This window comes from Clostridium sp. (genome assembly GCF_029267215.1).
Lineage (GTDB): Bacteria > Bacillota > Clostridia > Clostridiales > Clostridiaceae > Sarcina.
Genome location: NZ_JARIDH010000035.1, coordinates 17,646 through 42,417, shown reverse-complemented (window position 1 = coordinate 42,417; position 24,772 = coordinate 17,646). Strand labels below are relative to the sequence as shown.

The 24,772-nt window shown below is 27.8% G+C and carries 21 protein-coding genes, 1 pseudogene and 1 other annotated feature (1 of these 23 running past the window's edge); of the genes and pseudogenes, 16 read left to right on the top strand and 6 right to left on the bottom strand.

Features of this window, described 5'->3' with window-relative positions:
* Positions 1 to 65: 65 nt before the first annotated feature.
* The 7 genes from yjbM to Q1K13_RS05790 all read left to right on the top strand — a co-directional run bounded on the left by yjbM (position 66) and on the right by Q1K13_RS05790 (position 8,368).
* Entirely contained in the window at positions 66 to 857 is a 792-nt protein-coding gene (gene yjbM, locus Q1K13_RS05820; protein ID WP_300348423.1) for a GTP diphosphokinase, read from the top strand.
* 238 nt (positions 858 to 1,095) lie between these two features.
* A complete protein-coding gene (locus Q1K13_RS05815; protein WP_300348421.1) occupies positions 1,096 to 1,884 on the top strand; it encodes a hypothetical protein in 789 nt (262 codons plus the stop codon).
* A 27-nt stretch (positions 1,885 to 1,911) separates the two neighbouring features.
* Positions 1,912 to 3,027, top strand: a complete 1,116-nt coding sequence (locus tag Q1K13_RS05810; protein ID WP_300348420.1) for an AAA family ATPase — start codon at positions 1,912 to 1,914, stop codon at positions 3,025 to 3,027.
* Between the two features lie 15 nt (positions 3,028 to 3,042).
* Complete coding sequence (locus Q1K13_RS05805; protein WP_300348419.1) at positions 3,043 to 4,380, top strand: vWA domain-containing protein; 1,338 nt, start codon at positions 3,043 to 3,045, stop codon at positions 4,378 to 4,380.
* A gap of 97 nt (positions 4,381 to 4,477) precedes the next feature.
* Positions 4,478 to 5,863, top strand: a complete 1,386-nt coding sequence (locus Q1K13_RS05800; protein WP_300348417.1) for a DUF2334 domain-containing protein — start codon at positions 4,478 to 4,480, stop codon at positions 5,861 to 5,863.
* Positions 5,864 to 6,044: 181 nt separating this feature from the next.
* Positions 6,045 to 7,538 (top strand): YjjI family glycine radical enzyme, encoded by a 1,494-nt coding sequence (locus tag Q1K13_RS05795; RefSeq protein ID WP_300348416.1) that lies wholly within the window; start codon positions 6,045 to 6,047, stop codon positions 7,536 to 7,538.
* Between the two features lie 8 nt (positions 7,539 to 7,546).
* Positions 7,547 to 8,368, top strand: a complete 822-nt coding sequence (locus tag Q1K13_RS05790; protein WP_300348414.1) for a YjjW family glycine radical enzyme activase — start codon at positions 7,547 to 7,549, stop codon at positions 8,366 to 8,368.
* 97 nt (positions 8,369 to 8,465) lie between these two features.
* Here the strand turns inward: Q1K13_RS05790 and Q1K13_RS05785 are convergent, their stop codons facing one another.
* Entirely contained in the window at positions 8,466 to 9,242 is a 777-nt protein-coding gene (locus Q1K13_RS05785; protein ID WP_300348413.1) for a DeoR/GlpR family DNA-binding transcription regulator, read from the bottom strand.
* A gap of 366 nt (positions 9,243 to 9,608) precedes the next feature.
* On the opposite strand from Q1K13_RS05785, the gene ulaG reads away from it, so the two are divergent.
* The 7 genes and pseudogenes from ulaG (at position 9,609) to Q1K13_RS05750 (ending at position 16,014) form a co-directional block, all read left to right on the top strand.
* Entirely contained in the window at positions 9,609 to 10,673 is a 1,065-nt protein-coding gene (gene ulaG / locus Q1K13_RS05780; protein ID WP_300348411.1) for an L-ascorbate 6-phosphate lactonase, read from the top strand.
* A 25-nt stretch (positions 10,674 to 10,698) separates the two neighbouring features.
* Positions 10,699 to 11,133, top strand: coding sequence for a PTS sugar transporter subunit IIA (locus Q1K13_RS05775; RefSeq protein ID WP_300348410.1), 435 nt, complete (start codon positions 10,699 to 10,701; stop codon positions 11,131 to 11,133).
* Positions 11,134 to 11,322: 189 nt separating this feature from the next.
* A pseudogene (ulaA, locus tag Q1K13_RS05770) lies at positions 11,323 to 12,791 on the top strand (PTS ascorbate transporter subunit IIC).
* 94 nt (positions 12,792 to 12,885) lie between these two features.
* Complete coding sequence (locus Q1K13_RS05765; protein WP_300348409.1) at positions 12,886 to 13,176, top strand: PTS sugar transporter subunit IIB; 291 nt, start codon at positions 12,886 to 12,888, stop codon at positions 13,174 to 13,176.
* Between the two features lie 99 nt (positions 13,177 to 13,275).
* A complete protein-coding gene (locus Q1K13_RS05760; RefSeq protein WP_300348408.1) occupies positions 13,276 to 14,310 on the top strand; it encodes a hypothetical protein in 1,035 nt (344 codons plus the stop codon).
* A gap of 136 nt (positions 14,311 to 14,446) precedes the next feature.
* A complete protein-coding gene (araD, locus tag Q1K13_RS05755; protein ID WP_300348406.1) occupies positions 14,447 to 15,145 on the top strand; it encodes an L-ribulose-5-phosphate 4-epimerase in 699 nt (232 codons plus the stop codon).
* 20 nt (positions 15,146 to 15,165) lie between these two features.
* On the top strand, positions 15,166 to 16,014 hold the full coding sequence (locus Q1K13_RS05750; RefSeq protein WP_300348404.1) for an L-ribulose-5-phosphate 3-epimerase: 849 nt from the start codon (positions 15,166 to 15,168) through the stop codon (positions 16,012 to 16,014).
* 147 nt (positions 16,015 to 16,161) lie between these two features.
* Here Q1K13_RS05750 and Q1K13_RS05745 read toward each other — a convergent pair whose 3' ends face one another.
* The 4 genes from Q1K13_RS05745 to Q1K13_RS05730 all read right to left on the bottom strand — a co-directional run bounded on the left by Q1K13_RS05745 (position 16,162) and on the right by Q1K13_RS05730 (position 19,519).
* Positions 16,162 to 16,962, bottom strand: a complete 801-nt coding sequence (locus Q1K13_RS05745; protein WP_300348402.1) for a tetratricopeptide repeat protein — start codon at positions 16,960 to 16,962, stop codon at positions 16,162 to 16,164.
* 332 nt (positions 16,963 to 17,294) lie between these two features.
* Positions 17,295 to 18,605 (bottom strand): alpha-L-fucosidase, encoded by a 1,311-nt coding sequence (locus Q1K13_RS05740; protein ID WP_300348400.1) that lies wholly within the window; start codon positions 18,603 to 18,605, stop codon positions 17,295 to 17,297.
* Positions 18,606 to 18,741: 136 nt separating this feature from the next.
* Positions 18,742 to 19,068, bottom strand: a complete 327-nt coding sequence (locus Q1K13_RS05735) for a HesB-like protein (RefSeq protein ID WP_300348399.1) — start codon at positions 19,066 to 19,068, stop codon at positions 18,742 to 18,744.
* A 106-nt stretch (positions 19,069 to 19,174) separates the two neighbouring features.
* Entirely contained in the window at positions 19,175 to 19,519 is a 345-nt protein-coding gene (locus tag Q1K13_RS05730; RefSeq protein WP_300348397.1) for a HesB-like protein, read from the bottom strand.
* Positions 19,520 to 19,912: 393 nt separating this feature from the next.
* On the opposite strand from Q1K13_RS05730, the gene Q1K13_RS05725 reads away from it, so the two are divergent.
* Positions 19,913 to 20,644, top strand: coding sequence for a polyamine aminopropyltransferase (locus tag Q1K13_RS05725; protein ID WP_300348394.1), 732 nt, complete (start codon positions 19,913 to 19,915; stop codon positions 20,642 to 20,644).
* Positions 20,645 to 21,006: 362 nt separating this feature from the next.
* Positions 21,007 to 22,011, top strand: a complete 1,005-nt coding sequence (locus tag Q1K13_RS05720; RefSeq protein WP_300348393.1) for a hypothetical protein — start codon at positions 21,007 to 21,009, stop codon at positions 22,009 to 22,011.
* Between the two features lie 146 nt (positions 22,012 to 22,157).
* Here Q1K13_RS05720 and leuS read toward each other — a convergent pair whose 3' ends face one another.
* Positions 22,158 to 24,608, bottom strand: a complete 2,451-nt coding sequence (gene leuS, locus Q1K13_RS05715; RefSeq protein ID WP_300348391.1) for a leucine--tRNA ligase — start codon at positions 24,606 to 24,608, stop codon at positions 22,158 to 22,160.
* 90 nt (positions 24,609 to 24,698) lie between these two features.
* Positions 24,699 to 24,772 (bottom strand) — a binding site (T-box leader) (it continues 134 nt past the right edge of the window).

Genomic DNA, 24,772 nt, shown 5'->3' with positions numbered 1-24,772 from the left:
TGTTATAATTATCGAGGAGAGTTTGTTAAAAATTCTCTAAGAGAGTTAGGGAGATAGGTGATTCTATGGCTATACAAAATTGGAAAGACTTTTTAACTCCTTATGACCAGGCAGTAAGTGAACTTAAGGTAAAGTTGAGAAGTATTAGGAAAGAATTTAGAAGAAAAAATGAATATTCTCCAATAGAATTTGTAACTGGAAGGGTAAAAGAGGTTTCAAGTATATTAGAAAAGGCTAACAAATATAGTATTCCTGTTGATAGAATTCAGTATGAGATGGAGGATATAGCAGGTATAAGAATAATGTGTCAGTTTGTTGATGACATAGATACTGTTGTTAAACTAATAAGAAATAGAAAAGATATGCAAGTTCTTTATGAGAAGGATTATGTGAGTAATGTTAAACCAAGTGGTTATAGAAGTTATCATGTGGTTATACGATATCCTATAAATATGGCAGAGGGGCAGAAAGATATATTAGCTGAGTTTCAAATAAGAACTTTAGCCATGAATTTCTGGGCTACAATTGAACACTCTCTAAATTATAAATATAAAAAAAATCTGCCAAAGGATATACAATTTAAGCTAAAAAGAGCAGCAGATGCAGCTTTTATGCTAGATGAAGAAATGATTGAGATAAAGGACGAGATAAAGGATGCTCAAACTTTATTTAAGATTAAGTCAGACGTTATAACAAACATAATGAACAGCATACTAACTCTTATTTCTATAGGTAAGGTTGCAGAGGCTTCAAGATATCAAATAAGTTTAAATAAACTTATAGAAGAAGGAGAAGTTTGGGAACTTAACAACCTTTTACAGGCAGTTCAAAGAGATATAGATAAATTTAATATTTAATAGTTTTAAATATTTAAAATACCGCCTTTGAATTTAAGGCGGTATTTTTATGTATAAAAGGGGTTTATTATTAATAATAATTATTATATAATAAATATTATAAAATCATATTTTATAAAACATATTTTAGATAATTGTTACATAAATGCAGAAATTAATAAAAGCTTTAATTTGTAATATTATTAGAGAGTCTAAAGCTGATACTTAAATATATAAATTAAAATTAAGGATGTGTATTATGAGTAATATAGATAATTTAGAACTAAAGAAAAAGGTTAAGGAAAATCCTTTATATATAAGAGAAATTAAAAATCCTTCAGAGGAGATTCAGTTAGAAGCAGTTAAGAAAAATCCTTTTACAATTCAATATATTGAAAATCAATATGAAAAAGTTAAGGAAGAGGCTGTTAGAAGAAATCCTGGAACTATAGAATATGTTAAGGAACCATCAGAGGAAATATGTATATTAGCTGTTAAATCCTTATGGAATTCATTAAAACTTATTAAGGAACCAACAGAAAAAGTTAAAGAAGAAGCTATAAAAACAAAAGGATGGGCAATTCAATTTGTTAAAAATCCTTCAGAGAAATTAAAGAAGATGGCTGTTGAAAGAGATTATGATTCTATAAAGTACATAGAAGAGCCCTCAGCAGAGGTTCAGCTTATAGCAGTAAAAAATCATTGGACAGCAATAAAATTTGTTAAGGAGCCAACTTTAGAAGCTATGAGAGAGGCTGTTAAGGAAGATGCAGAGGCCATAAATTTCTTGCCTAATTATACATATGAGGATTTAGAGATTTTTATAGGAGATAACATAAATGTAGTTAAATATCTTTATGAAAGTTTAGATATTGATATGGTTATTGATATCTTAATGAAAAAGGTAAATGAGGAGGATGTTGATGAAAAATATCTTTTAGATTTTTTAGATTTAGAAGTTTTAGAAATGAATAAAGTGGAGTTTATTAAAGAGCACGGAAGTAAACAAGCAAAAGTAATATTAGTAGACAGTATGTTATCAATATAAACTAGAGAGAAAGAAGGTAAGACTAAGATGGATTTTAAAGAGGCGTTAAGTACAGTTAATTTAGTTCTTATGACAGGGGAAGTACCTCTTTTAATAGGGGAAAGTGGTATAGGTAAAACTTCTCTAGCAAGAGAGCTTTGTAAAATAAATAATTATCATTTAGTAACTATAGATGGAAGTCTTCTTAAAGAAGGGGAGATTGGTGGATTACCAGTAGTTGAAAAAAAAGCTTTTATTTCTAATGGACGAAAAGAAGAAAAAAGCATAACAAAATATGCAACACATGTTAAACTTATGGAAATAGATAATTATATAAAAAATGAAGAAAGAGTTTTATTATTCATAGACGAGTTAAATAGATGTGAACATACAGTTCAACAAGAACTTATGAATCTTATCTTAAATAGAGAAATAAATGGTTATAATTTAGATAAAGATGTTTATATACTTGCAGCTATGAATCCATCAAATAAGTATGATAACTATGAAGATAGTGATTATCAAGTTATTGATATGGACCCAGCACAGGAAGATAGATTTGTTTGGATAGATATAAGTTCTAATTTGAAAGAGTGGATGAGTTGGGCTATGGGAAAAGGTAATATACATGAGCATATAATTGAATTCTTATCAACTTTCCCAGAATACTTCCATACTCCAAATTCCTTAGAAACTATAAAAGCCACTCCAAGAAGTTGGGAGAGGGTTTCTAAGGCTTATAAAGTTTATTTAGAAAATAAAAAGACATTTTCAAAAGAAATACTTTATGGAGCTTTAAAAGGCAACGTAGGTCAAACTATAGCACAAGAATTTATGGCATATATAAATACTTTAAATAAACCTATTATTTCAAATGAAGAAATATTTGAAAGTAAGGTTTTAGGATTTAATGTAAGAGAAAGAATAATGAGTGAAAATCACTCAAGAATGTATATTATAGCAAAGAGTGCACTTAACTACCTTGAGTCTTTAGAGGAATATGAGGAAGAACTTGGAGTATTTTCAGATTTATTAAGTTGCTATCCAAAGGATTTAAGACTTGGAATAATGAAAGAGATCAAAAGTGATCATTCAAGAGAGCTTTACAATAAATTATTACAGGAAGATAAGTTCTTAGAGGCATTCTTTGATATATATAGCTAGGTGGTGAAAAATCTTATGGATTTTGAGAGAACTAGAAGAAAACTTCTTAACATAGCAATAGATGCTGAGGAAGAAAATAAAGAGTTAACTGAAGATTTTAATAGAGAATTTTGGAATCTTATAGAGAAAGTTATAATTTCTTTATATGATAAAGAAAATTCATTTTTTGGTCAGTTTCTTATTCATGTTAAAAGAATAATAAGAAAAGATATAAAGTGGCCTATAGCAACTAAACCGGAGGTTGGTCACTTTACTATGGCCTTTAATCCAAGAATAATACTTGAGTGTGATTTAAAGGAAATGCAGGCTCTTTTAAAGCATGAAGTATATCATATAATGATGTCTCATTATGATAGAGAAAAAGCTTTAAGTAGAAAATATTCTAAGCTTGCAGTAAGCATAGCTATGGATATAGCCATAAACCAGTATATTAAAAACTTACCTTCATATAGTAAGAGGTTAGACTATGTTAACTTAGAATATAATATAGACTTAAAACAAGATATGCCAATGGAAAAGTATGCTGAGGAAATACAAAAAGCTATAGAAAGAAGAAAGAAGTATGGAATAGTAGATAAAGATGGAGAAGCTAATGGATTAGTAGATCAAGGGGAGTCTCATGAGGTTTGGGAAGAGGTTTCCTTAAGCTTAGATAGTCTTGAAGGATTAACTAAAAAAACAGCAATAAATGCTTATAAAGGTAAGGCACCTAAAGATTTAGAGAAAATTATACTTCTTATGAAAGAGAAACCAGAAATTAAATGGAGTGAATTTTTAAAAAAGATACTTCCTACAACTAGAGGAAGTTATAGAAAAACTATTACAAGAAAAGATAGAAGATTTCCAGAAAGATTAGATTTAAGAGGAAAGCTTCCAAGCTCTATTCCAAAAATACTAATAGCAATAGATGTTTCAGCATCAATTTCTGATAAGGAATTTGAAAATATAATAGTTGAAGTTTTAGGTATAGTTAAAAATAAAAGTGCTGAAATAAAAGTTATTGAATGTGATGATGAGATAAGAAGAGTTTATAATCTTAAAGGAATAAAGGATATAAAACCAAGAAGTAAAAAGAATGGATCAACAAAATTCTCCCCAGTATTTAGATATATTAAGGAAAATAATATGAGAAATCATATATTAGTTTATTTTACAGACGGTGTGGGAGAAAAGGAATTAGAGGTTAAACCTATAAACTATAGAACTCTTTGGGTTATTACAGGAGATGAAAAATTAAGCTTACAAAGACCCTTTGGAATTGTTAAGCATATAGCTAAAAATGATAGTGATGGATATACATTAATGGATAGTTTACAAGAAATGAAAGATAATCTTAATGATTGGGCAAGATAAAAAATAGCATGTATTGATTTTTTTTAATAATCAATATGTGCTATTATTATTTTTAAGTGATAAATTTTATATATTTTATATTAAAGGAGGTAGAAAAGTGAAAAAGAAGATATTTTCAATAATTGGCATTATTTTATTAGTTATTATTCTAGGTATAGCATTTAAAATAATTAAGTTTAGAAAATATGCTATTACTCATATAGAGGTTAATAATAATAAACTAAGTTATGATTCTAATATTGAAAGAAAAGAAAGAAAATATGTTCTTGTAGAAGGTGAAAAAAATAGACCAGTAATTAAAGTAAGTGGGGTAAATATTTTTATAAATGATAAAAAGATAAATTTAAAAAATAAACTTTATGAAAAAAACTTAAGATATTATATTTCATTAGAAGATGTGAAAAAAATAGGAAAAGTTATTAAAAAAGATAACAAATTATTTAATGAATACAATGGAAGTTATATAGATTTGTCCAATAATGAAATTCATAAGGGTAATGATATATTAAAGCTTAGGGGAGAAATATTAAATATAAATCATGAAGATTACATATCATTAAATGATATGAATGAACTATTAGATTTGAAAGATGATTGGTACAAAGAAAGTAAGTCAATATATTTATTTAATAAGAATGATGAGGATAATATAAGACCATTATATAAAGTCAATAATGGAAAAGCAGCTTTAATAAGATTTGAGGATGTATCTGCAGGTGGAGTATTTTCTGATGATAATAACATGGAAAAAATGAAGTATATAGGAGATTATTTTAAAGCTAATAATATTGTTTCTCATATAGCTTGGATACCTAGATATATAAATCCTGAAAAGAATATTGATAATGATTTACTTAAAAATAATGATTTTGAAAATGTTCATTTTATAAATATGCTAGATTATTTAATAAATAGAGGGGCAGTAATTGGATTACATGGATATACTCACCAACATAATAATGAAATAAGTGGAATTGGTGTAGAGTTAAAGTGGAATGTTAATAATAATAAAAAAGATGTTGAAAATATTATTGATTCAGCTTTAAAAACAGCAAATACTTTAAATATACCTATAGGATTTTTTGAAAGTCCTCACTATAAGGCTGATAGAAAACAACAAAAAATAATAGAAAATTATTTTCCAGTAATGTTTGAACCTTATGCAGGGTATTGGAATCTAAATCCTTTAGTTAGTTTAAGTAATAAATCAACTTTATATATTCCTGCTCCTTTAGGGTATGTGAAAGATGATGGACAAGCTGTTGCAAGTAGGATAAAATCTTCAAGCGATTTACTTCTTACAGCCTTTTTTATACATCCATATAAATTTTTAGGAAGTATAAAAGATAAAAATAAAGATAAAAATAACGATGAAATTTTTGAGATTTCAGAGAATTCCCCTATAACTAAAGTCCTTTCAGCATTAAAAGAAAGAGGATGTAAAACCATAACTGTTGATGAATTAAATAATCAAATTAAATAAATTAAAAAGCTATTGATATTTTCTTATATTAATAGCTTTTTCTTGTTTTTAATAGGTATTTTAAAATTATTAATGTAATAATTGTTTTTAGGTGACTAAATTTTGTATAAATATATATGTACACGATTTCGAAAAGAGCATATAATTAGCTTGTATATATGTTTTAATGGGAGGGAAAAATATGGATAGAGTCTTAGAGATATTAAAAGATAATTCATTGACATATCATCAACAAGTTAAAAGTCTAGCTGCTTATGCAGAGAATACAATTGAGGTTTTAAATGTTGATGAGGAGACAAAAAAACTAATAGAAGATGGAGTCATATGTACATTATTTGAGGGAAATGCACCATTTAGACCAAGATACATAATTCCTGATTATTCCTTGCTTATGAGAGAAGGATGTGATTTTCTAAATCTTTCAGTTCCAGAGGATATATGGGAAGCAACAAACAATTTATTGATTTTTTATAAGCATGTACCTTCTATAACATCATTTCCTGTTTACTTAGGAAACTTAGATGAACTTTTAGATCCATTTATAGAAGATGAGAATGAGGCTAAAAAAGCTATTAAGTTATTTTTGCAACATATAGATAGGACGCTAACTGATTCTTTTGTCCATGCTAATATAGGACCAAGAGAAACAGTGGCAGGAAGATTAATATTAGAATCTATGGATGAACTTCAGTGTGCTGTACCTAATTTAACTATGAAATATGATATGGAAAATACTTTAGAAGATTTTATAAATCTTTGTGCAAAGGTTGCTTTAAGCACAGCTAAGCCAAGTTTTGCAAATCATAAAATGGATGTTGAAAGTTTTGGCACTGATAGATATGCCATAGCAAGTTGTTATAATGGTTTTTATATTGGAGGGGGTGGATACACCCTTGTGAGAATAAAATTAAATGAAGCAGCTAATAAGGCAGAATCAGTAGATGATTTCTTAAACAATGTATTACCATATGTAAGTAGAAAGATGCTTTCATATATTGATGAGAGAGTAAGATTTTTAGTTGAGGAAACTCAGTTTTTCACTTCTAATTTTTTAGTGAAAGAAGGATTTATTAGAAAGGAATTATTTACAGGAATGTTTGGTGTAGTTGGACTTGCTGAGGCTGTAAATAAATTACTTAAAGCAGAAAAGCAAAATGAAAGATTTGGATATTCAGAGGAAGCTAATAAATTAGGTTTAAAAATAATAGAGAAATTAAATGAAGTTGTAACTAATCATAAGGCTAAATATGTTGATTGTTTTGGAGGACACCATGTTCTTCATGCTCAAGTTGGAATAGATTTAGATCAAATGGTATCTCCAGGATGTAGAATACCTGTGGGAGAAGAGCCAGAAATATTTAATCATATAGTTCAGTCAGCACCATTTCATAAATATTTTTACAATGGAATTGGAGATATATTTGTTTTTGAGGATACGTATAATGAGCATCCAGAAGCTTTAGTTGATATAGTTAAAGGGGCATTTAATACTGGAATAAGATATATATCAGTTTATGGAAGTGGAGCAGATGTTGTAAGGGTCACAGGATATTTAGCAAAACGTTCAGAAGTTGAAAAGCTTGAAAGGGGAGAAGCTGTTTTAAACAATACAGATATCTTTGCTATGGGGGCAAAAAATAACTGCCATGCTTTTGAAAGAAAGATTAGAAGGTAAGTGATATTATGGCTTTAGTAAATAAAATAATTCCATTTTCTTGTGTTGATGGACCAGGAAATAGGATGGTTATATTTTTTCAAGGATGTAATTTTAAATGTCTTTATTGCCATAATCCTGAAACAATAAATATGTGTTTAAATTGTGGAAAGTGTGTTGAAAATTGTGAAGTAGGCGCCTTATCAATAAAGAATGGAAAAGTTATTTGGGATGATGAAGAATGCATAAATTGTGATAAGTGTATAAAAATTTGTGAAAACTTATCATCACCTAAAACAAAGGATTATTCTATTGAAGAGCTTGTAAAAAAGATAGAAAAAGATAGATTTTTTATAAGAGGAATAACTGTAAGTGGTGGAGAATGTACATTGAATTCTGATTTTTTAATAGAACTTTTTAAAGAGGTTAAAAAAATGGGCTTAACATGCTTTGTAGATACAAATGGTAGTACTAAGTTAAATGATAAACTTATAGATTTAACAGATAAGTTTATGCTTGATATTAAGTCTATTGATGAGGAAGAGAGTATATGGCTAACGGGAGAATCAAATAAACTAGTTTTAGAAAATTTAGAAAAAATATTAAGCTTAAATAAAATGTACGAAGTTAGAACTGTTGTAGCCCCCATGTTAGATAGTGAAAAAATAGTAAAAGAAATATCTAACATAATTAAGGATAAATGTAGGTATAAGCTTATAAAATATAGACAGTTTGGAGTTAGAGACGAAGGTATTGAAGTTTTTAGTAGAAAAAGCCTAGATGATGAATATATGAATAAATTAAAAGAAATTTCAATTAAAAATGGGTGTTTAGATACCATAATAACTTAGAATTAAGAATAAAAATATTACTGGAAATTTAAAATCGCATTTGATTTTAAAAGTTTTCCAGTAATATTTTTTATTTCTATTAAATATAGAGTTTATATTAAGCAAATATTGTTTTAACACCAACATCTTCAAGTTCTTTTATTTCTTTTTCCTTAGAAGATTTATTTGTTATTAAATAGTTAACTTTTGAAATATCTCCACTAGAAAAATTATGATGTATTCCAACTTTTGAACTGTCGGCTAAGATGAATGTTGGGCCATTACAGTTTTCTAACATTTTCATATTAATAGCTGTTTCTTGTAAAACTGATGTGCTTATACCAGTGTTAACATTTATGCCACTAACACCCATAAAACATTTTGTTGCAGTTATTTTTGAAATTATTTGAACAGCTATATCACCTACCATTGACTGTTTTCTTCCGTAAACTTCTCCACCAGTAAGTATTACCTCAACTTTTGGAGATAAATTCATACCTAAAACTTTTCCGTTGTTTGTTATTACTAAAACTCGTTTATCCTCTATATATTCTAAAATTTTTATAGCTGTGGAACTAGAGTTTATAAAAATACTATCTCCATCTTCTATAAATTCTGAAGCCTTTTTTGCTATTGATGATTTGATTTTAGTTATTTCTTCATTATTTTCTTTAAAATAAGGATCTTCATTTAAAGCACCATCTATAAGTTCTGCTCCACCGTATTTTCTTCTTATAACTCCTTCTTTTTCGAGATTTTTAAAATCTCTTCTTATAGTAATATTTGATGTATCTAATAATTTAGCCAAATCTTCTGTTCTAGCAAATTTATTTTCATTTAGATACTTTAAAATTGCTTGTTGTCTTTTAAAAACAAATCCTTTTGCATTTTTCATTATAAGTTCTCCTTAAAATTTTGATAATTAATAATACTTAATTTATATATCTTGATGATTATTATAAATCTAAAATTATAAATTGTGTAAAAAATTAGAATTTTTAAAATTATATTATAAAATATAAATCTCTTTTTATAATAATTGTACAGAAAAAATGTTTGTAAATCAATCAAATAACTATAAAAAAACATTGAAAGAACAATAAAAGAACAATAAACTAGAAAAAGAACATTTAAAATGTGTTTTTTTGATATTTTAAACAAAAAACACTTGAAAAGAAAACAATTACAATATATAATTGAATCATAAAGTGATTATTAAAATAAAAAAACGTTCAAAACGATCATAATGGAGGGGTAGGTAATGAGTACAGTAAATGAAATAACAAGAGAATCATGGATATTAAATACATTTCCAGAATGGGGAACTTGGTTAAATGAAGAAATAGAAAATGAAGTTGTTAAACCGGGAACATTTTCTATGTGGTGGCTAGGATGTACAGGGATTTGGTTAAAAACTCAAGGAAATACTAATATTTGTATAGATTTTTGGTGTGGAAGTGGTAAAAAGACTAAAAAAAATCCATACATAAATCCAGAGCATCAAATGGCAAGAATGTGTGGAGGTAAGAAATTACAACCTAATTTAAGAGTAGCACCATTTGTTTTAGATCCATTTGCTATAAAAAACGTAGATGCAATAATATCAACACATGATCACAACGATCATATGGATATAAATGTTGCTGCCGCAGTTCTTAAGAATTGTTCACAAGATGTTCCATTTATAGGACCTCAGGCTTGTGTAGATAAATGGATAGGATGGGGAGTGCCAAAAGAAAGATGTATAGTTGTTAAACCTGGTGACGTAATAAAAATAAAAGATATAGAGTTACATGCTTTAGAGTCTTTTGATAGAACAGCATTAATAACAGCACCTCCTGAAGGAGATTTAAGAGGAAAAATGCCAGTAGATATGAATTATAAAGCAGTTAACTATTTAATCCAAACTCCTGGTGGAAACTTATATCATAGTGGAGACTCACATTATTCAAATTACTATGCTAAACATGGAAATGATTATAAGATAGATGTTGCTTTAGGTTCATATGGAGAAAATCCAAGAGGAATTACAGATAAAATGACATCAGTTGATATTTTAAGAATGGCAGAAGCTTTAAATACACAAGTTATTATACCATTCCATCATGATATATGGTCAAATTTCCAAGCTGATACACATGAAATATTAGCATTATATGATATGAAAAAATATAGATTACAATATAAATTCAAACCATTTATATGGCAAGTTGGTGGAAAATTCACATTCCCAGAAGATAAAGATAAGAGAGAATATCATTATCCAAGAGGATTTGATGATTGTTTCTCAGTAGATATAAACTTACCATATAATTCATTCTTATAGAATTAAAAGAATGGAGGGGATTGACATGTTAGAGGAATTAATAGAAAAAGGAAGATATTCTTTTCATGAAGGTTTTGATAATTGGGAGGATGCAGTGAAAGCTGCATGCGCTCCTTTAGAAAATGAAAAAGTTATTGAAAAAGAATATGCAGATTTAATAATAAAAAGTATAAAAAAACATGGTCCATACATAGTAATTGCTCCAAAAATAGCAATACCACATGCACAAGAAGGACATGGAGTTAATGAAACAGCTATATGTTTTATGAAAACGAATACACCTGTTAGCTTTGGAGAAGGGGAAGAATATGATGCTCAATTATTCTTTATCTTAGCATCTGTAGATAATGATATTCATTTGAAAAATCTTACAAAACTTGTAGAACTTATTTCTAATGAAGAGACAGTAGATAAACTTTTAAAAGCTAATTCAGTTGAGGATCTTAAAAAATTAGTATAAATAATATACTAAAGTTTCTACAGTGCTTTAGTAGGTAAAGAATAATTAAAGTACTGTAGAATCTATAAATATATAATAATTTTGGAAAAATTTAATTTGTAAAAGTTATAAATTAAATAGTAATAATAAATTGAATTTTAATAAGTTCTTAAAATGAATAATAAAAGAGATAATAGGAGGATAAATATTATGGATTTTATAATCTATATTTGGGAGTTTTTCCAGAATAATATTCTAACAAAACCTGCATTTTTTATTGGATTTATAGTTCTTATTGGTTATTTATTACTTAAAAGACCTTTCTATGATGCATTAGCAGGATTTATAAAGGCAACAGTTGGTTATTTAATTTTAAATGTTGCAGCAGGTGGGCTTGTTAGTAACTTCCGCCCTATACTTGCAGGTCTTAAAGATAGATTTAATCTACAAGCAGCAGTTATAGATCCTTATTTTGGACAAACTGCAGCACAGGAGGCTATAGGAAGTATAGGTAAATCGTTTTCGATGATGATGGTAGTTTTACTTATAGCATTTTTATTTAATTTAGTACTTGTATTACTTAGAAAATTTACAAAAGTTCGTACAGTATTTATTACTGGGCACGTAATGGTACAACAATCAGCAACAGCTTTATGGTTAGTATTTTACTGCTTCCCAAATTTAAGTAATATGGGAGTAGTAGTAATGTTAGGATTATTATTAGGTACATATTGGGCAGTATTTTCAAATCTTACTGTTGAACCATGTCAAGATCTTACCGAAGGTGGTGGATTTGCCATTGGACATCAACAAATGCTTGGTGTTTGGATAACAGATAAGATTGCTGGAAAAGTAGGAAATAGTAAGAAAAGTATTGAAGATTTAGAACTTCCAGGATTCCTATCTATATTTAGTGATAACGTTGTGGCAACTGGTATATTAATGACTTTATTCTTTGGAATAATTATGGGAATACTTGGACCAGATTTAATGCATAAAATTGATAAAGGATTTAATCAAAATACAAATTTCTTATTTTACATATTAGAAAAATCACTTAATTTTGCAGTTTATTTAAGCATATTACAAATGGGTGTTAGAATGTTCGTTGCAGAACTTACTGAATCATTCCAAGGTATTTCAAATAAAATACTTCCAGGCTCAGTTCCAGCTGTAGACTGTGCAGCTACTTATGGATTTGGACATCCCCAAACGCAGTAACAATTGGATTCTTATTTGGAGCTTTAGGACAATTCTTAGCAATTATAGGACTTGTAGTATTCCAAAGTCCAGTATTAATAATAAGTGGCTTCGTACCTTTATTCTTTGATAATGCTACTTTCGCTGTATTTGCTAATAGAAAAGGTGGATTAAAGGCAGCTATGATAATTCCTTTTATATCTGGTATTATTCAGGTTTTAGGTGGAGCATTTGCAGCTTATTATTTTGGATTAGCTCAGTTTGGAGGATGGCATGGAAACTTTGACTGGGATACATTGTGGCCAGTAGTTGGAGTTTTAATGGACAAATTAGCTTATATAGGAGTAATAGTAGCAATTATCGGTATGCTTGTAATACCTCAAATTCAATATTTTAAAAATAAAAAAGGTTACTTTAAATTAGTTGAAGACTATGAAGGATACCTAGAAGATAAAGAAAAAGAAGCAGTTCAAAATTAGTTTTAAATTAGTATCTAGTTAGAATTTATTTTAAACTAGATAAAATTAAATAATATAAAATTAAAGAATTGGTGTAATTTAGGAGGAGATATTTATGTTAAAAGTAATAGCAGCATGTGGAAATGGAATGGGATCAAGCCAAATTATAAAAATGAAAATAGAGAAAATTTTCAAAAAACTAAATATCCCAGTATCAATCCATCATACAAGTATAGGAGCAGCAAAAACAGAGGCTTCAAGTTATGATGTAGTATTTTGCTCAGAAGCATTAAAAGGAAATTTTGATAAAGCAAAGGCTTCAGGAACTATAGTTATAGGTCTTAAGAATCTTTTATCAGAAAAAGAAATAGAAGAGAAAATTGTTGAAAATATAGTAAACAAATAGATATAAATTTAAAGTAGTACTTATCTCTTATTATTATAGGGGATAGGTACTATGTTATAAATTGGACTTATTTTTTATTTATGAGTGGAGGAAAATAAGATGAAAATAGAAAAGAAATTTTTAACAGATCTACATAGATGTTATGCAACTAGTAGTACAGTAATTGATGGAGATAGAAAAATACTTATAGCTACAGAAGGTGAAGGACCTTGTTTTATGTATGAAGGAGAAAATTTTAAACAGTCAACTGTATGGGATGGTCCAGGGGGAACAATGTCTATAATACCTATACCAAATAAAAATGGAGATTTCCTTGCAGTCCAAAAATTTTTCCCAACATTTCAATCAGAGGATGCTGAGATAGTATGGGGTAGATATGTTGATGGAAAATGGAAAATTAAAACTTTATTTAAACTACCATATTTACATCGTTTTGACATATTAGAGGCAAATGGGAAATTATATTTCTTAGGTGCTGTTTTATGTAATAGTAAAAAGTTTAAAGAGGATTGGAGTGATCCAGGTAAAATTTATGTTGGAGAAATTCCAGAGGATTTAAACGAACCTATAAATCTTAAGGTTATAAAAGAAGGATTAACTAAAAACCATGGATATTGTAGAGCTGAATATGATGGAAAAATGATTGGATTAGTAACTTCACAAGAAGGTGTATTTAGAGTAATTCCACCTCAAAATGAAAATGAAGAGTGGAAAGTTGAGAAAATAATGGATAGACCAACAAGTGATGTGGCTGTTGTTGATATAGATGAAGATGGTGAAGATGAATTAGTTACAATTGAAGAATTCCATGGAAAGCATTTTAGAATAAGTAAAAAGTATGGAGATGAATACAAGATTATTTATGAATATCCAAAAGAAATGGATTTTGGACATGTTGTTTGGGGTGGAAAGCTAAGAGGAGTTCCAACTATTATTGGTGGATATAGAAGATGTGATAAAGATTTATTTTATATTCAATGTACTGACAAGGAAAATTTAAAGTTTGATACAGTAGTTATTGAGTCTGGTGTTGGACCAAGTAATGTGGCTGTTATAAATGAAGAAGATAGAGATATTATAATATCTGCAAATAGAGAATTAGGACAAGCAGCTTTATACATAGTAACAGATTAATAGTTATTTTGAGTGTTAAAGAGTATTGATTTAATTAATTTTTAAAATGAAGGCATTTGTTTTAAGTGGGAGTTATTTTAAGATAAAAATAAATCAATACTCAACTAAATTAATAGCTTTTAGGAGGTTTTTATTTATGTTAGAAAACTTAAAAAAAGAAGTTTATGAAGCTAATATGCTTTTGCCAAAATATAATTTAGTAACTTTTACTTGGGGAAATGTTTCAGGTATAGATAGAGAAAAAGGACTTGTAGTTATCAAACCATCTGGAGTGGAGTATGATTTAATGAAAGCTGAAGATATGGTTGTAGTTGATTTAGATGGGAATGTAGTTGAAGGTAAGTACAAGCCTTCATCAGATACAGATACTCACTTAAAACTTTATAAAGCTTTTGAAAATATAGGGGGAATAGTCCATACTCACTCAAGATGGGCAACAATATTTGCACAAGCAGGAAGAGGAATAAAACCATATGGAACAACTCAGGCTGATTATTTTGCAGATGAAATACCTTGCACTAGGGATATGACAAAAGAAGAGATTGAAGGAAATTATGAATATAATACTGGGGTGGTAATAGTTGAGAGGTTTAAAGATATTAATCCAAATAGTATACCAGCAGTACTTGTTAAAAATCATGGACCATTTACTTGGGGAAAAGATCCACATGAAGCAGTTCATAATGCTGTTGTATTAGAAGAAGTTGCAATGATGGCATACAATACAGAAATATTGGCTAATCAAAATATAAACAGTATGTCAGAGGACTTGTTAAATAAGCATTTTTCAAGAAAGCATGGTCCTAATGCTTATTATGGACAGACAGGAGCTTAAGAAAAGGAGCTGATTATAAAATGAAGGAATATTTTGTTGGATTATATGAAAAAGCTATGCCAAATACACTTACATGGAGAGAAAAACTTCAGTGTGCAAAGGAAAATAATTTTGATTTTGTAGAGATTAGTATAGATGAGAGTGATGAAAAATTAAAAAGGTTAGATATGACTAAAGAAGAAAGAGAAGTTCTTGTTAATATTATGTATGAGGTTGGAGTTCCAATAAGAACTATGTGTTTAAGTGGTCATAGAAAATATCCTCTTGGAAGTGAAGATGAAGTTACAAGAAATCGTGGTATGAAAATCATGGAAAAGGCTATTGAATTAGCAGATGATTTAGGTATAAGAATAATTCAATTAGCTGGATATGATGTTTATTATGATGAAGGAAATGAAAATACAAGAGCTTTGTTTTACGAAAACCTAAAAAAAGCTACAGAGATGGCAGCAAGGTCAGGAATATTATTAGCTTTTGAAACAATGGAAACAGAGTTTATGAATACTGTAGAAAAAGCTATGAATTATGTAAATAAGGTAAATTCACCATATTTAGGGGTATATCCTGATTGTGGAAATATAACCAATGCAGCTAAGAGTTATAAAAAGGATGCTATTGAAGATTTAAAAATGGGTGAAGGGCATATAATGGCCGTGCATCTTAAAGAAACAGTTCCAGGTAAGTTTAGAGAAATTCCATTTGGAAGTGGTCATGTAAATTTTGAAAAGATCATAAAAACAGCTTTTCATATGGGAGTAAGAAGATTTGTAACAGAATTTTGGTATACAGGTTCTGGAGATTATAGAAAAGATGTTAAAGAAGCTAGAGAATTTATAGATGATAAATTTAAAAAAGCTCTAAATAAATAATATTATAAAAATAACAAATAAAACTTATAGATGCTATAAAAAATGATTTGATAAACTAAAATTATTAGTATAATTTATCAATTCTAAAGAGAATGTAGGGAAATTTGTGTAAAAACAAATTTCCCTACATTCTCTATTTTTATTAACTTAAAGCTTTAAACTAGCTATTGTTTCTCTTATAGTGTCTTTCTTTAATTCAGATAAATAAGACTCTTTTTTTGTTAGTGCTTTGTCTAGATATTCTAAGGCACCTTCTAAATTACCCTCATCTTTTAATATTAATCCGTAAAAATAATATGGTTCAGGCATACTAGGCTCCCTATCAAAAAGTTTTTCATAAAGCTCTTTTGCTTTACATTTATCACCTGTAAAATAATACGATTGAGCTAAGTTATCTATAATAACTGAGTTATCAGCATCATATTCATAAGCTAAAAGATTATATTTTAAAGCTTCATCATAATCTTTATCTAAAACTAAGAAGTATCCTAATGTTTCATAGACAGTAGTATTTTCATATTCAGTATGAAGAATTTTTAACTTTTCTATAGCTTTCTTTAAGTCACCTTTTTTCCAAATTATAAGTGATTCTGTCATTTTATAAGATGCTCTTAAATTTTCAGGTAGCTTTTCATAACCTATAGCCTCTAAAAGTTTAGAAGCTTCTTCAAGATTTCCTAAATAAAGAGTAATATAAGCGTACTGTAATCTAATGCTAGGGCTAACATTTTTATATGAGCAAGATTTTTTATAAAGCTCTAAAGCTTGTTCTCTTTCTCCATTTTTAAAAGCTAAGTTACCTTTATAAGCTAAAAGATAAGGTTTTTTCTTATTGTATTTATAAAAAGCATATATTGCCACAACAATAAGAGCTATTATGTATTTTTTCATCATTACAAACACAAAGGCAAGTAATAGGGTGAAAATAAAATCATAAGCTATATTCATTGTAATTTTCCTCCATTAATTAAAAAGTATTTTAATTTATATCACAAGATTAATTTTAATGGAATTTTATTCTTAATACAACTTTATACACTTTAATTTTTCTACGCAATAATTTTAATTCTAAGGTTTATCTATATATGCTTTTCATATTGTTTGTAATTTTTATTTGGGTTCTGTTTTAAGCTAGTGTTGATTATAGAGTATAAGTTTAATATACAAAATTTAGAATTTTGATTTTCACTTAAAATTAAGTAGGTCTTATGGGACAGCTAAAATCAATACTCTCTTAAAACAGAACCTTATTATATTTTAAAAGAGACCCTTAAAAATTTTTATCCTATATATGCACCTATATGATTTATCATAGGTGGTTTTTTATACTTAGTAAATGATATTTTTATTTTATCTGTTTTAATTTTATTAAGTTTAGCTATATGTCTATATCCTATAGAAGAACCATTATAAAGTTCATACCAACCATTATTATAAGCATATATTTTAAACTCTTCTACGTTTTGTCCTTCAGCAATCCATTCCCTTATTTCTAAAATATTAAATTCTGTAGTTTTCTTAAAGTCTATTTCTATATATGGATTGAAAGCATTTTCATTGGCTATCCAATAAGATTTTTTATAATCATCAATAAGATTATAGCTATCACTACAGGATGAATTTGTTGCTAAGATGGAAGCCCCTTTAATTAGGTTTTCAGAGAATGTATCTTTTATATATTTAGAAAACTTAGAAAGGGTTGAGACATCATTACTACTAAGCATTCCATTAATATCTGGAGTTAAAACTAAAATTAAGTTTGTGTTTCTTCCTAGAGAATTTCTATAAACATGCTTTAAGATTTCAATAGAATCTTTTTTATTATTTATGCAATCTGCTAAAGAATAGATACTTTCACCTACAATCCAAGTGTCACCATTAATGTTTCCATTTCTAACATTTTCATCATAAGAATTTTCTTTTAAAAGGTCTAATTCTATAGAAGAGTAGAAAGAGTTTTTAATAGTTTCAACATTAGAGTAATAAGTGTATCTAACATCAGGGCCTATTTTACTAGAAACCATACATTTAGGATTTATTTCTTTAATAAGATTGTAATATTTTTCGAAATTAAGCTCATCATATGATTCATCAATGGAAGTCTTGTCCATAATAATCTCACATATAGGAGCATAATTACTCATAAGTTCCTTTATTTGTGCTAAGTAATAATTATCATATTCTTCAGGAGTATAATTTAAATTGAGATAATCTTTTAATGTAAGATGTATTCCAAATTTAAGACCAAATTTCTTACATGATTTACTAACTTCTTTTACTAAATCTCCATTAAAATTTTCTAGATAGGAGTCATTTATATTAATTTTTGAACATTTGCTATGCCATAGACATAAACCATTATTAAGTTTAGCTGGTAAAATAACTTTTTTAAAGCCAAATTTAAATAGGTTTTCTGCCCAGTTATCTGTGTCGAATGAAGTATATTCCTTTAATATAGAAGGAGCTTCATCACTATTATTACAATTAGCTACAAATATATTTAAGCCAAGATCTATAAAAGCGATTAGTTCATCTTCCTGGTATTTTCTTTGTTCTTTAGTTGGAGTTAGGTTAATTAAGGTTGTATTCATTATCTCTCCTCCTTAAAATAAAGCTTTTATTAAATTATAATACGCATAAAAGCAAATAACAACCAAAATATGTAAAATATTGATAAATTTGAAAAAATAAAATAGAGATGGAATTAATCCATCTCTATATGTAATATTAATGACAGCTTGAGCAAGAAGAACATCCGCCTTCGCTTTCTTTAAGTGGTTTAAGTGATAATCCTCTACCACCATTTTCCTCAGAAGAAAGAAGAACGAATCCTTCAAAGTCATTAACTAATTCTTTATCCACGAAGAAAGTTATATCTTCTATTTTTACAACTTCATCATTTTCTGATTGTTCATCCAGAACAATATTAAATACTGGGCCTCCTCAGCCAACTCCTGCTAGATTTATTCTTATATCAAATTTTTCTATGTTGTTTTCTTGTAGAAAAGATTTGAATTCAGTGTAAGCTTCATTGCTCATTTTAACAACTGACATATCTATTTCCTCCTAAAATTAAATTTAAAGCCTTTTAGCTTTCTATATTTATTATTAATATGTTTATAAATAATATTAATCAAAATTAAAAATATTATGTTACTTTTTAGTGACAACTTCCACAGCTTCCGCAATTTCCACTGCATCCGCCACCTTCATAATCACTCATTAAAGGTTCTAAAGTTAACCCATTTCCAAGGTTTTCTTCATCTGATAAGATTGAGAAACCTAAGAAAATATCTATTAGATTAGAATCAACAACAAAAGTTAAATCATTTATAACTTCTTTTGCATCATTAGGAGCTTCTTCTCCTGCTACTATTGAGAACATAGGACCAACAGGGCCATATCCACCAAAGTTTATTCTAATTATGTTACTATCTATATTATTAGTTTTTAAAAATTCTTTAAATTCAACATAAGCTTCTTCGCTCATTGCTACTTTTTTCATTTAATACACCTTCTTAATTAAATTAATTATTAATTTAGTTAATTAATAATTAATATTGATTATGGTTAAATTATATAATTTTAAGAAAAATAAATCAAGACTATTTTACTAGGAATTTAAAAAAGATGAATAAAATTAGTATGAAGTATAGAAAATTTATATAAAAGTATAATCTTTTTGTAATAATATGAGAATTTTTATTGAAAATATGTTGTTAACTTAGTATTATCAAATTAAAATAAAATAGTTGATTAAAATAGGAATAATAAAAGTTTTATATATAAATAGGTAGTTTAACTAATTTGATGTAATTGAAAGGATTTCTATAAGTGTTTAGAAATTAACATTTAGAATAACATAAAGTTAGCTATATATTTTAGGAAAGGAAAAAATATGATACCATATGCACTAAATTATTGTGAAGATAAAATAAAAGAATATAAAGAAAAAATTAAGGAAAATAAAAAAGGGGATTTTATCATAAAGTATAGTGATAAAAAACACTTTGATGGATATCTTTATGAAAATGAAGAAGTAGTAATTGAGGCTCCTATAGAATTATTTGAAGGAGATAAACTTTGGATGAGAATATCACCTCATGAAATTCAAGGGGCATATGAAAGTATAAAGAGAGCAAAGGGCAGAGTAGGAGTTCTTGGATTAGGATTAGGCTATTTTGTTCAAGAAATATGTAAGAAAGAAAATGTAGAAGAAGTTCTAGTTTATGAAACAAGTGAAGAAATAATAGATCTTTATCTTGAAAACTTTGGTGAAAATCCTAAAATTAAAATAATAAAAGGTGATGGATTTAAAGCTAAAAAAGAAAGTTTTGATTTCTTTTATTCAGATATATATGAGTATAAAATTACAAAAAAAGTTGTGGAAGACTATGTCAAATTAACTAATTTACATAATATAAAAGAATATAGCTTTTTTGGAGTAGAGAATTTTATATTAAGCTGTCCAACTAGTGAAATAATATGGGTTTATATCCTAGAAGAATGGATGGACATGGCTAAGGACTTATTTACTAGATTTAATCACAGTAAATATATAGAAGATTTTTCACCAATAAAAGAAGATGAGGTTTTAGTTGTCCTTAAAGAATTTGGCAAAGTATTATAGTTTTAAAAATATAGTTTAACTGTTTATAAATAATTTTAGTAGAGTTTTTTTAAATAATTTAAGTATATATTGAAGAAGATTTTCTAAATTAAAACAAATAGTGAGTATTCTATGATTATAAATATTAAAATAAAGGATTAAATTCAATTATTTTAATATTTATAATCTTTTTTATTTTAACTTTGTAATATTCTCATATTGAGAAAAATACAAGTTTCCTTCATGTGTTTTTTGTTAAGTTAAAGAAAATCTATTATATGTCAAAAAAATCTATAATTTATATTTTGAAAACCTATACAAAAAATGATACAATTAGTGCATAATAGAAAATAAAAATAATTATTAATGAAGAGGTGATTTATATGGCACATAAGAAGGTAGCAAAAATAATAGCTACTGCTATAGTAGTAAATAACCTCTCTAGTAGTGTAGTATTAGGTAAAGAAGTTAATTTAAAAGATAAAGCAAAAGATAATGCAATAATAAAACAAAGTTTAAATGAAAGCAATAAATATAGTAATTTTTTTAAAATAGAAAAAATAGCAGAAAATGCAACAGATTTTATAGACTTAATCAATGATAGAAATTTAGAAAGTATAAAACTTTCAAGAGATATTAAATTAGATGATGTAAGCTCAAAAGGAATAGAAATTAAATCTTCAAACATAATAATAGATGGGCAAGGAAATAATTTTTATATTCCTAAATTAACTAACAATCTAAAAAAAGATTTTTTTATACTACAAGGAGATGGGATTGTACTAAAGAACATAAATTTAATATTGGAAAACGAAGGGGATAAAAATAACAACCTTATAACTATATTAGGGGATAATATAATTTTGGAAAACGTTTTTGTAGACTCTAATGGTGGTACAGCTGTGAAAGTTTTAGATGGAAAAAACGTACTTATTCATAACACTGAAGTTAGGAACAGAGAAAAAAAGGGGGGGAATTTAAAAGTTGAGAATGCACAGGTTATTTTAAACAACCTTTCCTTAAAAAATAAAAATGGATTGGGAATAGAAGTACTTGGAAAAGATTCAAAGTTAAATTTAAAGGGGGATATAAAAATTGATTCTCCTATTGAAATAAGAGCGCAACTTAGAGATGGTGGAAAAATAAACTGTGATAATAATCAATTAATTAATGAAAAAAGAGTTTTTGGATATACGTACTATGATGTTGCAAAGGAAAGTCAGAATGTTAAAAATAAAAAAGAGTTCCTAGAAGCCGTAGAGAGTAACATAGTTAAGAACATAAAACTTATTAATAATATTGATTTAAGAGGGAATGAGTCAGATTATTATAAGGCTTTAGAAAAAGGAAAAAATATAGATAAAAATAATTATTATATAAGTATGTAAAAAAATAAAGGTATATAAACGGAGTCAAATCTCAGCGTTTATATACCTTTTTTAGCAAAGATTATAGCTAAATGCTAAAAGTATTAGTTATTAAGGTTAATTAGTAATTTAAATCAATCAATAAAATTTGTAACGTTAATATTATATTACTTAACAACGATATTTACAAGTCTACCTTTTATAACTATAACTTTTACAACTGTTTTTCCTTCAGTTGAAGCTACTATTTTTTCATCAGCTAAAGCAGCATTCTTAATTCCTTCTTCATCTAAATCTGAAGAAACCATTATTTTGTTTTTGATTTTTCCGTTAACTTGGATAGCTATTTCAACTTCATCTTTAACTAAAGCTTTAGGATCAAATTTTGGCCAAGCTTCATTGAAGATTGAGTATTCATTTCCAAGTAAATTCCATTGTTCTTCGCTGAAATGAGGAGCAAATGGGGCTAATAATCTTAGGTAATCAGAAACAACTTCTTTTAAGAAAGAAAGGTTTATTTCTTTTTCTTGAGTGTATTTTGATAATGCATTTATAAATTCCATCATTCTAGCTATTGCTGTGTTGAATTGAAGTTTATCTGTATCATCAGTAACAGATTTTATTGCATTATGTCTCCAGAAATTAAGTTCCTTTTCTGCTTTATCAATAGTAGTTTTATTATTTTCACCTTTATTTATGGAATCTCTTGCAGTATTTATAACTCTTTCTATTCTTTCAACGAATCTATTTACAGATTTTATTCCATCATCACTCCAAGCTCCACCTTCAGTGTAAGCAAATCCAAACATTAAGTACATTCTAAATACATCTGCACCATATTCTTTTATATAATCATCAGGAGAAATTGTGTTTCCTTTTGATTTACTCATTTTTAATCCATCTGGTCCTAAGATTAATCCTTGGTGAGTTAATGAAGTAAATGGTTCATCAAAGTTTAGATATCCCATATCTCTTAATGCCTTAGTTATGAATCTAGCATAAAGAAGGTGCATACAAGCATGCTCAGGGCCACCAACATATTTATCAACAGGTAACATTTTATTGATTAGCTCAGGATTAAATGGAGCTTCTGTATTTTTATTATCAGGATATCTTAAATAATACCATGATGAACATACGAAAGTATCTAAAGTATCAGTTTCTCTCTTAGCAGGTTTTCCACAGTGAGGACAAGTTGTATTAACAAATGATTCACTCTTAGCTAGTGGAGATTTTCCGTCTGGAGCAAACTCAACATCATATGGTAATTCAACTGGTAATTGATTTTCAGGCACAGGAACTATACCACACTCATCACAGTAAACTACAGGAATTGGAGCTCCCCAGTATCTTTGTCTTGAAACTAACCAGTCTCTTAATCTAAAGTTAACTTTTTGCTCTCCAAGATTCATTGAAGCAAGTTTTTCAACTATTTTTTCTTTAGCTTCAGAGGTAGTTAATCCATCAAATTCACCAGAATTAACTAATATACCATGTTCACAGAATGGTAATTCAGTTTCTAAACCATCTTTAGCTTTTATAACTCTATTTATTGGAAGATTAAATTTCTCAGCGAAAGCAAAGTCTCTTTCATCGTGAGCAGGAACGGCCATAACAGCCCCAGTTCCATAAGTTGATAAAACATAATCTCCAACCCAGATTGGAACTTCTTTTCCATTGATTGGATGAATAGCATATGCACCAGTGAATACACCAGTTTTTTCTCTTGAAATAGATTGTCTTTCTATATCAGATTGCTTTTTAGCTTCTTCTTTGTAAGATTCAACAGCTTCTTTTTGATCATCTGTTACTATTTTATCAACTAATGGATTTTCAGGAGCTAAAACAACATAGCTAACTCCACATAAAGTATCAACTCTTGTTGTGAATACATCAAAGTTTAAATCACTATCTTTAACTTTGAAATTAACTTGAGCACCAGTTGATCTTCCAATCCAGTGTTTTTGCATAGCAACAGTCTTTTCTGGCCAATCTAAACCATCTAATTTATCTAGTAATTCATCAGCATACTCAGTTATTTTAAAGAACCATTGAGTAAGATCTTTCTTAGTAACCTCTGTTCCACATCTTTCACAAGCACCATCAACAACTTGCTCGTTAGCAAGAACTGTTTGACATGAAGGACACCAGTTTACAGGAGCTTTCTTTCTGTAAGCTAATCCTTTTTCATATAATTTTAAGAATAACCATTGAGTCCATTTGTAGTATTCTGGTGAACAAGTAACAACTTCGTTATCCCAGTTAAACATAGCACCCATAGCTTTTAATTGTTCTTCCATTTTAGCTATGTTTTTTACTGTTGAATCTTGAGGATGTATTCCTGTTTTTATAGCAAAGTTTTCAGCTGGTAAACCAAAAGCATCAAATCCCATTGGTTGGAATACATTATATCCTTGCATTCTCTTAAATCTAGCCCATGAATCAACAGGTCCATAGTTAAACCAATGTCCTGCATGTAATTGGCTTCCTGAAGGGTATGAGAACATTTCTAAAACATAAAGTTTTTCTCCCTCTTTATTTGGATCAAATTTATAAAGGCTTGATTCAGCCCATTTGTCTTGCCATTTTTTATCTATGGCAGTACTGTAGTTACCCATTAACTAATCCTCCTCTAAGTTTATATATTTAAATATTATTTTCTGAATCTTAATAAAAAACAAATAAAAAAACCTTTCATCTCTTAAAAATTAAGAGACGAAAGGATATTCGCGGTACCACTCTTATTAGGAAAATTTCTTTTCCTCACTCAGGTTTATAACGG

What these genes read in the sequence shown, in the direction of transcription:
- yjbM (WP_300348423.1), top strand. Translation starts at nt 66, where the DNA reads ATGGCTATACAAAATTGGAAAGACTTTTTAACTCCTTATGACCAGGCA.
- Q1K13_RS05815 (WP_300348421.1), top strand. Translation starts at nt 1,096, where the DNA reads ATGAGTAATATAGATAATTTAGAACTAAAGAAAAAGGTTAAGGAAAAT.
- Q1K13_RS05810 (WP_300348420.1), top strand. Translation starts at nt 1,912, where the DNA reads ATGGATTTTAAAGAGGCGTTAAGTACAGTTAATTTAGTTCTTATGACA.
- Q1K13_RS05805 (WP_300348419.1), top strand. Translation starts at nt 3,043, where the DNA reads ATGGATTTTGAGAGAACTAGAAGAAAACTTCTTAACATAGCAATAGAT.
- Q1K13_RS05795 (WP_300348416.1), top strand. Translation starts at nt 6,045, where the DNA reads ATGGATAGAGTCTTAGAGATATTAAAAGATAATTCATTGACATATCAT.
- Q1K13_RS05790 (WP_300348414.1), top strand. Translation starts at nt 7,547, where the DNA reads ATGGCTTTAGTAAATAAAATAATTCCATTTTCTTGTGTTGATGGACCA.
- Q1K13_RS05785 (WP_300348413.1), bottom strand. Translation starts at nt 9,242, where the DNA reads ATGAAAAATGCAAAAGGATTTGTTTTTAAAAGACAACAAGCAATTTTA.
- ulaG (WP_300348411.1), top strand. Translation starts at nt 9,609, where the DNA reads ATGAGTACAGTAAATGAAATAACAAGAGAATCATGGATATTAAATACA.
- Q1K13_RS05775 (WP_300348410.1), top strand. Translation starts at nt 10,699, where the DNA reads ATGTTAGAGGAATTAATAGAAAAAGGAAGATATTCTTTTCATGAAGGT.
- Q1K13_RS05765 (WP_300348409.1), top strand. Translation starts at nt 12,886, where the DNA reads ATGTTAAAAGTAATAGCAGCATGTGGAAATGGAATGGGATCAAGCCAA.
- Q1K13_RS05760 (WP_300348408.1), top strand. Translation starts at nt 13,276, where the DNA reads ATGAAAATAGAAAAGAAATTTTTAACAGATCTACATAGATGTTATGCA.
- araD (WP_300348406.1), top strand. Translation starts at nt 14,447, where the DNA reads ATGTTAGAAAACTTAAAAAAAGAAGTTTATGAAGCTAATATGCTTTTG.
- Q1K13_RS05750 (WP_300348404.1), top strand. Translation starts at nt 15,166, where the DNA reads ATGAAGGAATATTTTGTTGGATTATATGAAAAAGCTATGCCAAATACA.
- Q1K13_RS05745 (WP_300348402.1), bottom strand. Translation starts at nt 16,962, where the DNA reads ATGAATATAGCTTATGATTTTATTTTCACCCTATTACTTGCCTTTGTG.
- Q1K13_RS05740 (WP_300348400.1), bottom strand. Translation starts at nt 18,605, where the DNA reads ATGAATACAACCTTAATTAACCTAACTCCAACTAAAGAACAAAGAAAA.
- Q1K13_RS05730 (WP_300348397.1), bottom strand. Translation starts at nt 19,519, where the DNA reads ATGAAAAAAGTAGCAATGAGCGAAGAAGCTTATGTTGAATTTAAAGAA.
- Q1K13_RS05725 (WP_300348394.1), top strand. Translation starts at nt 19,913, where the DNA reads ATGATACCATATGCACTAAATTATTGTGAAGATAAAATAAAAGAATAT.
- Q1K13_RS05720 (WP_300348393.1), top strand. Translation starts at nt 21,007, where the DNA reads ATGGCACATAAGAAGGTAGCAAAAATAATAGCTACTGCTATAGTAGTA.
- leuS (WP_300348391.1), bottom strand. Translation starts at nt 24,608, where the DNA reads ATGGGTAACTACAGTACTGCCATAGATAAAAAATGGCAAGACAAATGG.